The organism is Arthrobacter sp. Soil764 (genome assembly GCF_001428075.1).
Lineage (GTDB): Bacteria > Actinomycetota > Actinomycetes > Actinomycetales > Micrococcaceae > Arthrobacter.
In genome coordinates, this window is the sequence record NZ_LMSI01000007.1 from 40,892 (window position 1) to 55,280 (window position 14,389).

General features: G+C 65.8%; 14 protein-coding genes. 7 read left to right on the forward strand and 7 right to left on the reverse strand.

Annotated elements, in window-relative coordinates:
- Nucleotides 1-4: 4 nt before the first annotated feature.
- From mraZ to dinB, 3 genes are all read right to left on the reverse strand, one after another.
- Nucleotides 5-433 carry a division/cell wall cluster transcriptional repressor MraZ gene (gene mraZ / locus ASG86_RS06350; protein ID WP_018763545.1) on the reverse strand — a complete coding sequence of 143 codons (429 nt, stop codon included), beginning with the start codon at nucleotides 431-433 and terminating at the stop codon, nucleotides 5-7.
- 345 nt (nucleotides 434-778) lie between these two features.
- Nucleotides 779-1,150, reverse strand: a complete 372-nt coding sequence (locus ASG86_RS06355) for a DUF3040 domain-containing protein (RefSeq protein WP_056331699.1) — start codon at nucleotides 1,148-1,150, stop codon at nucleotides 779-781.
- 253 nt (nucleotides 1,151-1,403) lie between these two features.
- Nucleotides 1,404-2,636, reverse strand: a complete 1,233-nt coding sequence (gene dinB / locus ASG86_RS06360; protein WP_056331701.1) for a DNA polymerase IV — start codon at nucleotides 2,634-2,636, stop codon at nucleotides 1,404-1,406.
- 123 nt (nucleotides 2,637-2,759) lie between these two features.
- Between dinB and ASG86_RS06365 the strand changes: the two genes are divergently transcribed.
- Complete coding sequence (locus ASG86_RS06365) at nucleotides 2,760-3,284, forward strand: hypothetical protein (protein WP_056331703.1); 525 nt, start codon at nucleotides 2,760-2,762, stop codon at nucleotides 3,282-3,284.
- Nucleotides 3,281-4,375, forward strand: coding sequence for a polyprenyl synthetase family protein (locus tag ASG86_RS06370; RefSeq protein ID WP_056331704.1), 1,095 nt, complete (start codon nucleotides 3,281-3,283; stop codon nucleotides 4,373-4,375). Before ASG86_RS06365 ends, ASG86_RS06370 begins: the two co-directional genes overlap by 4 nt.
- A 9-nt stretch (nucleotides 4,376-4,384) precedes the next feature.
- Here the strand turns inward: ASG86_RS06370 and ASG86_RS06375 are convergent, their stop codons facing one another.
- The gene (locus ASG86_RS06375; RefSeq protein WP_056331706.1) at nucleotides 4,385-4,738 is read right to left on the reverse strand and encodes an Rv2175c family DNA-binding protein; all 354 of its coding nucleotides are present in this window, start codon (nucleotides 4,736-4,738) and stop codon (nucleotides 4,385-4,387) included.
- Nucleotides 4,739-4,987: 249 nt separating this feature from the next.
- On the opposite strand from ASG86_RS06375, the gene ASG86_RS06380 reads away from it, so the two are divergent.
- Nucleotides 4,988-6,379 carry a lytic transglycosylase domain-containing protein gene (locus ASG86_RS06380; protein ID WP_056331708.1) on the forward strand — a complete coding sequence of 464 codons (1,392 nt, stop codon included), beginning with the start codon at nucleotides 4,988-4,990 and terminating at the stop codon, nucleotides 6,377-6,379.
- Nucleotides 6,380-6,480: 101 nt separating this feature from the next.
- A complete protein-coding gene (gene pknB / locus ASG86_RS06385) occupies nucleotides 6,481-8,574 on the forward strand; it encodes a Stk1 family PASTA domain-containing Ser/Thr kinase (RefSeq protein WP_056331709.1) in 2,094 nt (697 codons plus the stop codon).
- A 70-nt stretch (nucleotides 8,575-8,644) separates the two neighbouring features.
- Here pknB and ASG86_RS06390 read toward each other — a convergent pair whose 3' ends face one another.
- Nucleotides 8,645-10,036, reverse strand: a complete 1,392-nt coding sequence (locus ASG86_RS06390; protein ID WP_056331711.1) for a class II 3-deoxy-7-phosphoheptulonate synthase — start codon at nucleotides 10,034-10,036, stop codon at nucleotides 8,645-8,647.
- Between the two features lie 98 nt (nucleotides 10,037-10,134).
- On the reverse strand, nucleotides 10,135-10,974 hold the full coding sequence (locus tag ASG86_RS06395) for a lysophospholipid acyltransferase family protein (protein ID WP_056331713.1): 840 nt from the start codon (nucleotides 10,972-10,974) through the stop codon (nucleotides 10,135-10,137).
- A gap of 111 nt (nucleotides 10,975-11,085) precedes the next feature.
- On the opposite strand from ASG86_RS06395, the gene ASG86_RS06400 reads away from it, so the two are divergent.
- From ASG86_RS06400 to ASG86_RS06410, 3 genes are read left to right on the forward strand one after another with little or no spacing between them, the layout of a single operon-like run.
- Nucleotides 11,086-11,874 (forward strand): alpha/beta hydrolase, encoded by a 789-nt coding sequence (locus tag ASG86_RS06400; protein ID WP_056331716.1) that lies wholly within the window; start codon nucleotides 11,086-11,088, stop codon nucleotides 11,872-11,874.
- The gene (locus tag ASG86_RS06405) at nucleotides 11,871-12,668 is read left to right on the forward strand and encodes an alpha/beta hydrolase (RefSeq protein WP_056331718.1); all 798 of its coding nucleotides are present in this window, start codon (nucleotides 11,871-11,873) and stop codon (nucleotides 12,666-12,668) included. Before ASG86_RS06400 ends, ASG86_RS06405 begins: the two co-directional genes overlap by 4 nt.
- Nucleotides 12,655-13,215 (forward strand): hypothetical protein, encoded by a 561-nt coding sequence (locus tag ASG86_RS06410; RefSeq protein WP_056331720.1) that lies wholly within the window; start codon nucleotides 12,655-12,657, stop codon nucleotides 13,213-13,215. Before ASG86_RS06405 ends, ASG86_RS06410 begins: the two co-directional genes overlap by 14 nt.
- A 28-nt stretch (nucleotides 13,216-13,243) precedes the next feature.
- On the opposite strand, the gene ASG86_RS06415 is transcribed toward ASG86_RS06410, so the two are convergent.
- Complete coding sequence (locus ASG86_RS06415) at nucleotides 13,244-14,332, reverse strand: ROK family glucokinase (RefSeq protein WP_235565112.1); 1,089 nt, start codon at nucleotides 14,330-14,332, stop codon at nucleotides 13,244-13,246.
- Between the last annotated feature and the right edge of the window lie 57 nt (nucleotides 14,333-14,389).

Genomic DNA, 14,389 nt, shown 5'->3' on the forward strand with positions numbered 1-14,389 from the left:
GAATTCAGAGAATGCCCGGAATGGGATCGTCAGTTTCGGAGAAGGCTGTTTCCTTCTCCGCGAGGTATTCATTCCAAGCCTGGGCGTCCCAGATCTCGGCGCGGGTACCGGCGCCGATAACGGCAAGTTCCCTTCCGAGTCCTGCATACTCCCGGAGCGCCGGTGGAATGGTCACGCGCCCCTGCTTGTCAGGTACCTCGTCCGAGGCTCCAGAGAGAAATACGCGGATATAGTCACGCGCCTGCTTGGAGGAGATTGGTGCCTCCCGCATCTGCTCGTGGACCCGTGCAAATTCCTTCTCGCTGAAGACGTAGATGCAACGTTCCTGGCCCCTTGTGAGCACCAGACCGCTGGCAAGCTCCTCACGGAACTTGGCGGGGAGAATGATCCGGCCCTTTTCATCCAGACGCGGCGAGTGAGTGCCCAGAAACACTGGCCCACCGCCTGTCCGCCGTCAGGAACTGCACATCCCCTATGTTGCAACCACCCTCTTATGTCCTCCACATTACTCCACTTTCCCCCACAGTCAACGCAGAACGTGCCGTGTACGGGACGGACTATGGGAAAAGACCCTCGAAATGGCGGGGATTTAGGGCGGTGGTGGAAAGTGGAGGACTTTTCGCATGAAGTGGGCAAGCCGCTGCCATGGATGCGTTACGAGGCAGGCTTGGAATAGCCCCTTAAACACGAAAAGACCCGCCGTAGCGGGTCTTTTCGTGCCATCCCCTTCTGTCAGGGGAGCGAAGTGGAGGAGCCTGGCACCCGGGGTCCTTACTGCTTACGGCTCACCCCGGCGGCGCTCGTCCCAGCGCTCTTCAAGGTTGCTCATGAACGAACTCCGTTGCTTGCCGGGTTTCCCCCCTCCGGCCTTGGCCCCGCCCGTTCCGCGGGAACTGCGCATGGTGGCGAAGTAGACTCCCCCGCCCATCACCACGAAGCCCAGCACGCCGACAAAAATGTTCTGGAGCGTGACACCGACCAGCAGCAGGAAGACGCCGGCAAGGGCGCAGAGGACCCCAATAACCACATGCCTCGTGGACCAGGAACGTCCCGGGTCGGAACCCATTGAGTTCGCGAACTTCGGGTCGTCCTCGTGAAGCTGCTTTTCAAGCTGCTCAAGCAGCTTCTGTTCGTGCTCCGACAGCGGCATCACGACCTCCTTTTGTAGGCCAACGTCCGGGCTGATCCCAGCCACTACTTCTACACCGTTGAAACGCCTGCTGTTGCTGGAAAGTTCCCGCCTCGCCGACAGTGGCCAAAACAGGAATGCAGCATGCGTTCGCGGGAGCGGGAGCATGTCCAAGAGGGTCCGGCAGTAAGTCCATTCACTCGAAAACTATGTATCTATAAGGATAGATTGTTGAGGCCTGATCTGAAAGACGGCAATGACTTTGCCGGACCCCTTAGGCGGGCCGCTGCGAACCGTCTACCGGCCGGTTTTCCTGCTCCATCAGGCGGGCGGGCAGGACGGACTTGCTGCCGAATTTGCGCGCCACCTCGTCCAGTGCCTGTTCAGCTGCCCGCCAGTTCTCTTCCCTGCGGTCAATGCTTAGCTGGAGCGAGGTGCGGGCCGCTTCCTCCAGCTGCTCAGCCCTGACCCCCACCAGCCGCACAGCCATGGGCCGGGTCCCCACCGACTCCAGGAGCTGGAGTGCCACCGCATAGACCAGCTGGGCACTATCCACCGGCGTCTGGACCGTCCTGCTGCGCGTGATGGTGGAAAAGTCGGCGAAACGCAGCTTCAGCGCTACGGTCCGGGCCACCATTCCGGAGCTCCGGAGGCGGGTGGCGGTGCGGTGGGAGAGCCGCAGCAGTTCCCGGCGAAGGAGGGCATCATCAGTGGTGTCCACCGCAAAGGTCTCTTCGGCACCAATGCTCTTTTCCAGGCGCACCGGGGTAACGGGACGGGGATCGATTCCCCAGGCAAGCTGGTGCACGTGTTCGCCGGTGGCGCCAAGGACCTTTTTCAAGGAGGACACGGGGGTCGCCGCCACGTCCGCCACAGTCCTGATCCCCATCTTCGCGAGAACCTCCCCGGTCTTGGCGCCAACGCCCCAGAGGGCACCTACCGGGAGGCTGTGAAGGTATGGAACGGTTTCGTCCGGGCCGATGAGCAGCAGGCCGTCGGGCTTGCACCGCGTGGAGGCGATCTTCGCCACGAACTTGGTTTCCGCGATCCCCACCGATGCGGTAATGCCAAGTTCAGCTGCCACCCGCCGGCGGATGAGCTCACCGATTCCCCTGGGCGGCCCCAGACGCCGCAGTGCTCCGGTAACGTCAAGGAAAGCCTCGTCAACGCTGAGCGGCTCGACGAGGCCGGTAACGGACTCAAAGATGGCCATCAGTTGCCCGGACACCTCGTAGTACAGCTTGTGCCGGGGTTCAATGACCACCGCCTGTGGGCACATCCGCATTGCCACAGCCATGGGCATTGCCGATTTGACGCCAAAGGCGCGGGCCTCGTAGGACCCCGAGAGGACCACCGAACGCTCCCCGGGGAAGCCGACAATGACGGGCTTGCCGCGGAGCTCCGGGCGCGTCCGGAGCTCCACCGAAACGAAGAAAGCATCCATGTCCACATGCATGATGCACGTGGGCCTGCGGCCCGGAGGGCGCGCGGCGGATGGCTGGTTCATACCTGCGGGCCCCACAGATCCAATCCTATCGGTTCGCCGGGACTGCCCGGTTTGTCAGGACCGCAGGTCAGGCTGGCTAAACTGGAGGCTGGTTCCGCCAACAACACCAGGAGGAAAGTCTCTGTGACGGCTATTGGAAACTTCAAGCCGGCCGGCCTGGCCGCACTTGCCGCCATCGGGGCACTGACCCTGGCGGCATGCAGCCAGACCCCGTCCGGACAGGCAGAGCCAAATCCCTCCACGTCCGTTACTGCCACCCAATCCACCCTGACCGCCTCCCCCAGCCCGTCGCCGTCGCCCAACACCTCCGCAACAGTCGGAGCCGTGGTGGAAGGGTTCCCTCAGCAACTCCTGCCCCTGATGCCGGGGGCGACCGTGGTATCCAGCAGCTTTGACAAAGCTAAAGCGCCTGCAACAGCCGCAATGGTGGGGAGCGTCAAGGCCCCCACGGCCTCCGTCCTGGACTTCTATTCAAAGACTCTGGAAGGCCAGGGTTTCAAGGCCGTTCCCGGCGACAAAGTGGGCGCAGTCGCTTCGAAGGATTTCGTCCGCGGTGACAACGAGACCGTCAACCTCTCCGTGGTCGAGGCCGCCGGTGTTTCCACTTTCACCATCGGTGCCAACGTGGCAGTCGAGTCAGCCAAGTGACCGCCGCGGAGCAGTTGCGGAATGAACAGGCTGATTTCGTTGCGGGGGTTGCCGGCGAGCTGACCAGTTTCCTCACGGCACGACAGTCGGTCATGTCCGGCATTTCCCCGGACATTGAGCCCATCATGGGCTCAATCTCGAACTTGGTGACGGGCGGCAAGCGCCTGCGTGCCCTGATGTGCTACTGGGGCTGGCGGGGCGCCGGCGGTGAGGCCGGGGCCAGCCAGGTGGTCACGGCCGGTGCAGCGCTTGAGCTGTTCCAGGCCGCCGCCCTGATCCACGACGACATCATCGACCGTTCGGACACCCGGCGGGGAGGCCCCAGCGTTCACCGCCGCTTCAGCCAGCTGCACACTTCCCAGGGGTGGGCACTGGACAGCGAACGGTTTGGCCAGGCGGCCGCCATCCTGGCGGGTGACCTTTGCCTGTCCTTCAGCGAAGAGGCGTTCACCGATATCGGCGAGCGGGCGGCATCCGGAAGCAGGGCCAGGCTGATCTTCAACCTGATGCGCGCCGAGGTCATGGCCGGTCAGTACCTGGACATCCTGGAAGAAGTGGCCGGTCCAGTCCGGGACCGCGCGGGTGCCGTCGGCAGGGCGCAGTCCATCATCAGGTTCAAGAGCGCCAAGTACTCCACGGAGCACCCACTGGCATTGGGCGGAGCCCTGGCCGGAGCGTCCAATGACCTGCTCCGCGGCTACTCCTCATTCGCCCTCCCCCTCGGCGAAGCGTTCCAGCTCCGCGACGACGTCCTGGGGGTATTTGGAGATCCGCTCACTACAGGCAAGCCGGCCGGCGACGATTTGCGTGAAGGGAAGCGGACCGTTCTGGTGGCCCTCGCACTGGACCAGGCTTCGCCGGAAGAGTCCGCCTTCATTGATGCCAGCCTCGGCAGGCCGGACCTGTCCGAATCCGACATCGTCGAAATCCGCCGGATTATCGAGGACTCAGGGGCACTGCAGGCCACCGAAGTCCTAATTAACGAATTCGGCGCGGCAGCATTTGATGCCCTGGACGGGCTTGAGTTGGAAGAATTGCCTAAGACTGCCCTGCGGAGGCTGGCTGAAGCGACCGTCAGCCGAGCCTCCTGATCCCGGCGGCTACCAGGCCAAGGTCTGGGCCCTGCGCCTGATTTCGGTCTTGCGGCCTTCCCGCAGGGCATCGATAGGGCGGCCGCGAAGCGACTCGTCGGCGGTAAAAAGCCACACAATAAGGTCCTCGTCCGAATAACCGGCATCTGCCAGCACCACGATGGTCCCCTTAAGGCTGTCCACCACCTGGCCGTCCTGGATAAATTCCGCGGGAACCGACCGGATCTTCCGGTCTCCAACGCGCAATGCCGCGAGGGCGTGTTCGTCGATCAGGCTGTGGACCTTGGTGACGGAAACATCCAATAAACGGGCTACGTCGGGCAGCGGCAACCACTGGCCCACCAGGTTTTCTACGTTATTCACGGATCAAGGTTGCCACGCGGCGCGCCTTCGCGCCTAGTCCGGGCAAATCATTCCGCTCTTGGCCTGCGGACACTCCCATAAAGAGGGCATTACGCGGAATCCGAAAATTGTTGTGCTAATCCAAAATTCGTGAGAGATTCACATTCATCACAGTTGTAACACTAATAACTTAAGTCACAGTAGTATCAAGATTGACAGCGGCATCCCCGCCCGCGTCCGCACCCGCAGTTGAGAAGAGGATTCCTTCCGATGACGATGTCCCGCTCGCCCAAGCAGCCCCCCAAGCCGAGTCTGCCCATGATTGCCGCCACCACTGCGGCACTGCCAGCGGTCGTACTGTCATCATTGGCCCTTGCCCAGCCTGCTGCCGCACAGCAGCCGGCCCGGAATATCCCCAGCAGCCTGGCAGCAGCAATGAAGGCCCAGGCTGCAGCAAAAGCGGCCGGAGCAGTCATCCCCGCTGCTGTTGTCTCCACCACCATTCCGGCGGCCTTCAAGCCCGCGCAGCCGGCCGCCCCGGCGGAGTACACGATTGTCCGGGGTGACACAGTCAGCGCCATCGCCGGCCGCTTCGGCTTGGACACCGGGGAAATCCTCAAGCTCAACAACCTGCAGGCCAACACCATCATTTACCCGGGCCAGAAGCTCAAGCTGTCCGGCTCGGCCCAACCGGCCGCACCTGCGGTCGCTCCTGCACCGGCGGCTGCCCCGGCAGCTCCTTCCCCTGCAGGCGGGGCAACTTACACGGTGAAACCGGGCGACACCCTGGGTGCCATAGCGGCAAAGCACAACGTGGCGCTTTCCGACGTCTTCGCCTGGAACAACCTCTCCATGCGCTCGATCATTTACCCGGGGCAGAAGATCAAGGTGGGCGGCGGAGACCCCGCCCCTGCCCCGGCCGCCCCCGCCCCTGCCGCACCGGCACCGCTGGCAGCCACCTCAGCACCGGCAGCGGGTTCCTACACCATCAAAGCCGGCGACACGCTCTCGGCAATTGCTTCCCGGAACGGAGTGAAGCTCGCCGACCTGCTCTCCGCGAACAAGCTGGGCATGACCAGCATCATCTACCCCGGCAGCAAGCTGGTGATTCCCGGCGCCTCCGCCCAGCCCGCTCCCCAGCCGGCACCCGCGGCGCCGCAGGCTCCCGCCGCGCCCCTGGTCCCCAGCTCCTTCCTTGGCTTCAGCTACCCGGCCGCTGTGGTCAGCTCGGCGAATGAGAATAAGGCATTGCTGAATGCCTCGCCTGTTCCCTCGCGGGAGGAAATGAAGAACATCGTGGCCGACACCGCACGCCGGATGGGTGTTGATCCTTCCCTGGCCCTTGCCTTCGCCTTCCAGGAATCGGGTTTCAACCAGCGCGCCGTGTCACCGGCCAACGCCATCGGCACCATGCAGGTCATCCCCAGTTCCGGGCAGTGGGCGTCGGACCTGGTGGGACGGAAGCTGAACCTCCTGGACCCGTACGACAACGCCACAGCCGGCGTGGCCATCATCCGGCAGCTGCTGGCAACCAGCAAGGACCAGGACACTGCTATTGCGGGTTACTACCAGGGCCAGTACTCGGTGAGCAAGTACGGCATGTACGACGACACCAAGGCCTACCTCGCCGCCATCAAGGCGCACCAGAAGAACTTCCGCTGAGCCTCGCCACTGGCCGGTTCCTGCGCGCGGGTCCGAACCGTTACCGGTTCGGACCCGCTTTCGTGTCGGACGCCGTTTTGCTGCGGGATTAGGATCGTAAGGTGCAGGAACACGTGTCAGACCCAGTTGCAGGGACGCTGGTGGACAACCGCTATGCAGTCACCTCCCGGCTTGCCCGCGGCGGCATGTCCACTGTCTACCTGGCCGTGGACCAACGGCTGGACCGCGAAGTGGCATTGAAGGTCCTGCACCCCCACCTCGCTGCTGACGAAAACTTCCTGGACCGGCTGGGCCGGGAGGCGAAGGCTGCCGCCCGGTTGTCCCATCCGCACGTGGTGGGTGTCCTGGACCAGGGCAATGACGGCACCGCCGCCTACCTCGTCATGGAGTACATCAAGGGCCACACGCTGAGGGACGTCCTCAGGGACAGGGGTGCCCTGCCGCCACGGCTGGCGCTGGCGCTGATCGATCCAGTGGTGGAGGGGCTGGGTGCAGCGCACGCCGCGGGTTTCATCCACCGTGACGTGAAGCCCGAAAACGTCCTGATCGCCGATGACGGCAGGATCAAGATCGGCGACTTTGGCCTGGCCCGCGCCGTCACCAGTTCAACCAGCACCGGGGCATTGATCGGAACCGTTGCCTACATCTCGCCGGAACTGGTGCTGGGCAAGCCGGCGGACGAGCGCAGCGACGTCTATTCCGTGGGCATCATGCTGTACGAGATGCTGACCGGCAGGCAGCCGTTCGAGGGCGAAGTGCCCATCCAGGTGGCCTACCAGCATGTCAACGGAACAGTGGGCCCGCCGTCGGCCCTTGTGCCTGGGCTGGCGGCGGAAGTGGACGAACTGGTGCAGTGGTGTACTGCCAATGATCCGGAGAAACGGCCGGTGGACGGCAACGCGCTGCTGCAGGAACTGCGCCACATCCGGACCAACCTCACCGATGCCGAACTGGACCTGCAGCCTCCTGCCGCCTCTGCCGCCGGGTCCCAACACCAAACGGAGGTCCTGGCCCGCCGCAGCAATCCCACGACGCTGATGCCTCCCTCCCGGCCTGCCGCGCCTGCCTATCCACCCGGACGGCAGCCAGGCGTACCGGCCCGGCCGGGAGCGGCGGGACCTGCCGCCCCGGGGGACTACCACCAGCGTCCCGGGCTGGCGCTGCCCGACGACGACGATGCCGACAGCGGATGGTCTCCCCCGCCGCCGCGGCAGGGAAAGCGGGCCCAGCGCCGGGCGGACAGGGAAAGCGAGAAACTCCGCGCCCTGGCCGCTGCCACGCCGGCGCGTACGCTGCACGAAGGAAATCCCCGCCGCCGTGGCGTCCTGTGGGTCCTGGTCCTCATCATCGCTGCCCTCCTGGCCACGGGTGCCGGGTGGTTCTTCGGAATGGGCCCGGGGGCTGCTGCCGCTGTACCGGCCGTGGCCAACAAGACGGTGGCGCAGGCCCAGCAGTTGCTGGGCGGGGTGGGCTTCCGGTCCACCACGAGCGACGTGTTCGACGACCAGGTGCCCACAGGACTGGTGGTAGGCACGGAGCCCGCTGCCGGGACGGAGATCCGGAAGTTTCAGCCCGTCTCACTGCTGGTTTCAAAGGGTCCGCAGCTCTTCCCCTTGCCCAAACTGACCGGCGGAACTCTGGCAGAGGCGAAGAACTCCCTCAACGCGGACCAGATGGCATTAGGCACTGTCACGGAACAGTTCGATGAAAAGGCAGCAGCGGGCACGGTGCTGTCGCAGGATCCTGCTGCCGGCACGCCTGCACGGCACGGCACGCCCGTGGCGATTGTTGTTTCCAAGGGTCCGCAGCCCATCCCGGTCCCTTCGGTGGTCGGGAAGTCCGCTGATGACGCCGTGGCCGCGGTCAAGGCGGCAGGGCTTACGGCAGAAGTCGACCCGGAGAAGGTATTCGACCGGAAGATCCCGGCGGGCGCCGTCGTCAGCCAGTCCCCTGCCAGCGGGACACTGACCCGTGGCGGCACTGTCACTTTGACCGTTTCCAAGGGCCCCAGGATGGTGGCGGTTCCGAGCTACATCGGCAAGCAGGCAGGTGAGGCCCGCAAGGCGCTGGAAGCCCTGGGCTTCGAGGTGCGGGTTAACAACATCCTGGGCGGCTTCTTCGGCACGGTCCGGGACCAGTCGCCGGTGAACAAAGAAGTCCCGGAAGGCTCCGTCATCACCATCACCGTGGTGTAGCCCCGCGTCCTGCAGGAAAGGGTGGGCCGGCGCCGCCGGCCCACCCTTTTCCGGTGTGTTGCTCTGATCCCTAATGCTTGGCGAGGGCGCCGGCCACCAGGAACGCCATCTCAAGCGACTGCATGTGGTTCAGGCGGGGATCGCAGACCGACTCGTAGCGGTCCAGGAAGGCCTCCTGGTCGATCGGGTCCGCGCCGCCCAGGCACTCGGCGACGTCGTCGCCGGTCATTTCGACGTGCAGTCCACCCGGCACCGTCCCCAGCCCGTGGTGCACCTCGAAGAAGCCGCGCACCTCGTCAATGACGTCGTCGAAATTGCGCGTCTTGTACCCGTTGGGCGACGTGACGGTGTTGCCGTGCATGGGGTCCGTGACCCAGAGGACCTGGGCGCCGGAAGCGGTGACCTTTTCGACGACGGCCGGCAGCTTTTCGCGGATGTTTCCGGCGCCCATGCGGGTGATGAAAGTGAGCCGGCCGGGTTCGCGCTCCGGGTCCAGCTTGTCGATGAGGCGGAGGGCGTCGTCACCGGTGGTGGACGGCCCGAGCTTGACGCCGATGGGGTTGCGCACCCGGGACAGGAAATCGACGTGGGCGTGGTCCAGCTCGCGGGTGCGCTCCCCGATCCAGAGGAAGTGCGCGGAAGTGTCATAGGGGAAGCCGGTGCGGGAGTCGATGCGGGTAAGGGCGCGTTCGTAATCGAGCAGCAGGGCCTCGTGGCTTGCGAAGAACTCCACCCGCTTGAGCGCTTCGAAGTCGGCACCGCAGGACGCCATGAACTTGATGGCCCGGTCGATGTCCCGCGCCAGGGACTCGTAGCGGGCGTGGGCAGGGTTTTCGGTGAAGCCCTTGTTCCACTGGTGCACAGAGCGCAGGTCCGCGAAGCCACCCTGAGTGAAGGCCCGGATCAGATTCAGCGTGGACGCGGAGGTGTGGTAGGCGCGCAGCATCCTGGAGGCGTCGTGCCCGCGTGACTCGGGGGTGAAATCGTAGCCGTTGACGATGTCGCCGCGGTAGGCGGGCAGGGTAACCCCGTCACGGGTTTCGTCATTGGAGGAGCGGGGCTTGGCGAACTGTCCCGCCATCCGGCCCATCTTGATGACGGGCATCGCTGCGCCGTAGGTGAGCACCACCGCCATCTGGAGGATGGTCTTGACGCGGGCGCTGATCTTGTCAGCCGTCGCGGCCTCGAAGGTTTCGGCGCAGTCACCGCCCTGCAGCAGGAACGCCTTGCCCTGGGCAGCAGCAGCCAGGCGTTCACGCAGGACGTCCACTTCGCCGGCGAACACCAGCGGCGGAAGGGCGGACAGTTCCTTTACCGACGCCTCGAAAACATCCCGGTCCTGCCAGCTTGGCTGCTGGGAGATGGGAAGGTCCCGCCAGTGGTCCAGTCCGGGATAGTTGGCGGCTCCGCTCTGGGCGGTGCTGGACAGCGAAAAGGCGGGTTTTGCAGATAGCTCAGTCACCCTCTAAGACTAACGGCAGGGCGGCACCGCCGGGCACCGGGCCGTCACGCTGCCCGCTGTCGCCGTCACAACCGTGGCGCGTCCATCGGAAGGTTCCGCTACCCTGCCGCTGACGTGCCGGCGTCGTCCTCCACGGCGCCGTCCCCGGCACCGGAGTGCCCGGCGGCCGGACGGCCGGAACCGGCGTCCTGGACAAACATGCCTTCGGACGCCACAGGGGCGGCAAGCGGCTCGGCAGCGGCCACGGGTTCTCCATCCTTGCCGGCGAGCCGGAGCTTCACCACGGCGGCGTATTCGTCCACGTATTCCTGCCCGGACAGCTTCATCAGGTGCGTCATGATGTCATCCGTGACCTTCCGCTGGACCGTCCTGTCCTCCGCCTGCTCCCGGTATTGGCTGAAATCCAGCGGTTCACCGAAGATCATCCCGATCCTTCGGATGTTGGGCAGCCGCTTGCCGATGGGCTGGACCTTGTCGGTGCCGATCATGGCAACCGGAATCACCGGGACCCCGGCCTCCAGGGCCAGCCTGGCCACGCCCACCTTGCCGCGGTACAAGCGCGCGTCCGGGCTGCGGGTGCCTTCGGGGTAGATGCCCAGCAGTCCGCCTGCGTTGAGGACTTCCATGCCGGCGTTCAGGGACGCGGCGGAGGCAGCGCCTCCGGACCGGTCCATGGGCAGCTGGTTGGTGAGGCGGAAGAACGCGGCCGTCAGCCTGCCCTTGATTCCCGTGCCAGTGAAGTATTCGGACTTTGCCAGGAAGACCACGGGCCGCCGCACCATGAGCGGCATGAAGATTGAGTCGGAAAACGACAGGTGGTTGGAGGCGATGATGGCGGCCCCCTGCGCCGGAATGTTGTCCAGGCCCTTGACCCACGGCCGGAACAGCAGCTTGATCACCGGACCGAGGAAGATCCTTTTCATGACCCAATAGAACACGTGGTGAACCTCTCCGGAAGGCAGCCCCCAGGCCCTGCATCGGGCCTGGCCAGCGATTCAATGCAACCCTACTCTAGTGAGATTTGGCTGGAACAGTGACACGATGGAGTCATGACTGAAAGCAGCACCCCGTCCCGTCCGGCCGCTTTCAGCTATCCAGGGCACGGCGCCAATGCCCGCATTGGAGTGGCCATCTGCCACGGATTCACCGGCAGCCCGCTGAGCATCATGCCGTGGGCGCAGCACTTGGCGGAGCTGGGGTATGCCGTGTCCGTCCCCCTCCTGCCCGGCCACGGCACGGACTGGCGCCAGCTTGCCAGGACCGGCTGGAAGGACTGGTACCGCAGCTACGAGGAGTCATTCCTCGAGCTGGCAGGGCGGACCGACATCTGCTTCACGGCCGGCCTGTCGATGGGCGGCGCCATCGCACTGCTTGCGGCGTCCCGCCACCCCGTCGCAGGGGTGAGCGTGGTCAACCCGGGCCTGAGCTTTTATGACCGGCGGGTGCGGATCATCGGCCTCCTTAAGTACTTCCAGCGGACCACCGTCCCGCTCCAGGAGGACCAGACCGGGGCACCAGCGACGGACGACGGCGACTATTCACTGACTCCGCTGGCTGCCGTGCATGAGCTCAAGAAACTCTTCGGGGCAGCGGTGCGCGGGCTGCCGGGCGTGGACGCCCCCGTGCAGGTCTTCAAGTCCCGCACCGATGCAGTTGTTCCGCCTACCTCGCTGGCGCTGCTGCGCAAAGCGCTGGGCGGGAACCTCACAGACGTGACCGACCTTGCCAGCAGCGGACATGTGGCTACTCTGGACGTTGACGCGCCCGCAATTTTCGCCGGGTCGGCAAATTTCGTCGCCGCCCACGCCCGCCGAACCAGCACCTTGGAGACGACATGACGTCCGGCCCGGACCACAGCCCCTTCAGCAGCGCCTTCAGCGGCGAAGGGGCCCGCACCGGCGTTGTCCTCTCCCACGGCTTCACGGGAAGCCCCCATGGCCTGCGTGCCTGGGCCATGGCATTCGCCGAGGCCGGTTTCGCCGTCCGGATGCCGCTGTTGCCAGGCCACGGGACCACATGGCAGGACCTCGCCCGGACCCGCTGGCAGCAATGGCACGGTGCCCTGGACGACGCCTTCCTGGAACTGGACGCCGAGTGCGACCAGGTCTTTGCGGCCGGCCTGAGCATGGGCGGAGCGCTGGCCCTGCGCCTCGCCGCTACCCGCCCCGTCGCCGGGGTGCTCCTGGTCAATCCCGGCCTCGTCATTGATGATCCCCGTGCATCGCTGGCCGGACTCCTCAAGCTGGTCCTGAAGAGCACCCCGTCCATTGGCAATGACATCCTCAAAGCCGGGGTGGACGAGGGCGCGTATGCCCGCACCCCTGTGGCCGCAGCCCACGAGCTCAACAAGATGTTCAAGGACACCGTCCGGCTCCTCCCCCGCGTTACAGCGCCTGTCCAGGTGTACCGATCAACTGTGGACCACGTGGTGTCCGATGCCAGCATGGATGTCCTGCGGCGCGGGCTGGCCAACGCTCCCCTGGAAGTGGTCCGGCTTGAGAACAGCTACCACGTCGCCACCCTGGACAACGACGCCGACCGTATCTTTGAAGGGTCGGTGGACTTTGTCCGGCGCGTGCTGGAGTCCGGGCCGGCGGGACCGGGACGGGAGGTCCGCAGTGAACAGGCCTGATTCCGGGCAGCCGGACCAGGGCGCCAACCAGGACGACGCCGTGTGGCTGGACCTGGTGGCACGGCTCGAATCGGACACGGTGGCCCTTCGCCCCGATTCCCCGACGCCCGGGGAACAGTTGCCGGCGGAGACGGAACCTGCACCGGAAAAGCCGACGCAGTCCGCCTTCCGCGATTTCGACCCCCTAGGCCTGGCGGGGGCACCGCCCGCCGAATTGTCCGCGGCGCAGCGCCAGGCGGCAGCGGGCGGGCAGGATGCCGCGCAGGAATCCCCGGAGGGACCGCGGGACTATGAGGTGGACGACGACGGCGGGGAGTTCGTGCCGGAGGAGCCGCCCAGCCTGGCCGGCGCCGACCCCCTGACCATGCTGGCCTGGCTTGGGGCGGTGGGCGGACCGGTGGCACTGCTGCTGTCGGCGATGTTCTGGCGCGCGGCGCCCCTGCTCGCCATCGTCGGCATTGTTGCCGCGTTCGTGCTTGGAACCGTGTACCTGATCATGAAACTGCCCCAGGAGAAGAACGGGGACGACGACGGCGCAAGGGTTTAGCGTCCTTCCCGCCGACCTGCCGCCGTTGTCAATTGCGGACGCGGCTGCTGACCCGCGATAGATCTGCGGCACCGATGAGCCCGGCGTTGGGGCCAAGTGCGGCCAACTCTATTCCTGCAGCCGGGCGGAAGCCGCGGCCCGTCAGGTTCCGGGCGAACGCTTTGCGGGCCGGCTCCACCAGCAGGTCACCGGCTGAGCACAGCCCGCCGCCGATAACGAAGAGGCCCGGGTCCAGCGCAGCCGCCAGATTGGCCAGCCCCAGGCCCAGCCATTCGCCTACTTCCTCGATCAGCTCCCGTGACGCGGGATCTCCGGCCAGGGCAAGTTCGGTGACGACGGCTCCGGTGATGGCGTCGGGATGTCCGCCCACGGCTGCCAGCAGGTCCTGGGCCATCGGCGAATTGGACCGGGCGAGGAGCCTGGCTTCCCGGCCCAGGGCGTTGCCGGACGCGTACTGTTCCCAGCATCCGCGATTGCCGCACTCGCACCGGTGGCCGCCGGGCACGATGATCTGGTGGCCGAACTCCCCTGCCACGCCGAACCGGCCGCGTTCCACCCTGCCGTCCATCACCATGGCGCCCCCGATGCCGGTGCCCAGCGTGATGCAAACCAGCCGGTCCTCCCCCTGCCCCGCACCGAAGCGCCACTCGGCCCAGGCCGCAGCATCGGCGTCGTTGGTCAGCAGCACCGGACGGCGCAGGAGCCGCTGGAGGTTCTCGCGCAGCGGTTCATTGCGCCAGGCAAGGTGCGGGCTGAAAAGCACGGTTCCACCGGCCAGGTCCATCCACCCGGCAGCTCCGATGCCCACTGACCAGATGCGGTGCCCCCGGCCCAGCTCCTCCACCAGTTCCACGATGACCTGCTCCACCGCGCGCGGATCCGTCCCCGGGGTGGACCGCCGTGCCTCATTGAGGATCCTGCCTTCGGCGTCCACCACGCCCGCCGCCACCTTCGTTCCCCCGATGTCGATCCCGATGGCAAGTCCCTTGCGGCCAAGGCGAAGGTGCCCGCCGACACCACCGTGCAGCTGCCCGGCCCGGTATGTGGCGGGACGGCGGCGCCAGGGCGCTGGTCTTTTGAGGGGGCCGGCCTGATCGCCGGACAAGGGTCCGTACATAGTGCACCATTCTAGGCGGGCGGAATGATTGTCTTGACATATACGCCCCGCATGCCG

Bases quoted from the DNA above. Each gene is read 5' to 3' on its own strand.
- ASG86_RS06355 (WP_056331699.1), bottom strand. From the start codon at position 1,150: ATGCCGCTGTCGGAGCACGAACAGAAGCTGCTTGAGCAGCTTGAAAAG.
- dinB (WP_056331701.1), bottom strand. From the start codon at position 2,636: ATGAACCAGCCATCCGCCGCGCGCCCTCCGGGCCGCAGGCCCACGTGC.
- ASG86_RS06380 (WP_056331708.1), top strand. From the start codon at position 4,988: ATGACGATGTCCCGCTCGCCCAAGCAGCCCCCCAAGCCGAGTCTGCCC.
- ASG86_RS06400 (WP_056331716.1), top strand. From the start codon at position 11,086: ATGACTGAAAGCAGCACCCCGTCCCGTCCGGCCGCTTTCAGCTATCCA.
- ASG86_RS06405 (WP_056331718.1), top strand. From the start codon at position 11,871: ATGACGTCCGGCCCGGACCACAGCCCCTTCAGCAGCGCCTTCAGCGGC.
- ASG86_RS06415 (WP_235565112.1), bottom strand. From the start codon at position 14,332: ATGTACGGACCCTTGTCCGGCGATCAGGCCGGCCCCCTCAAAAGACCA.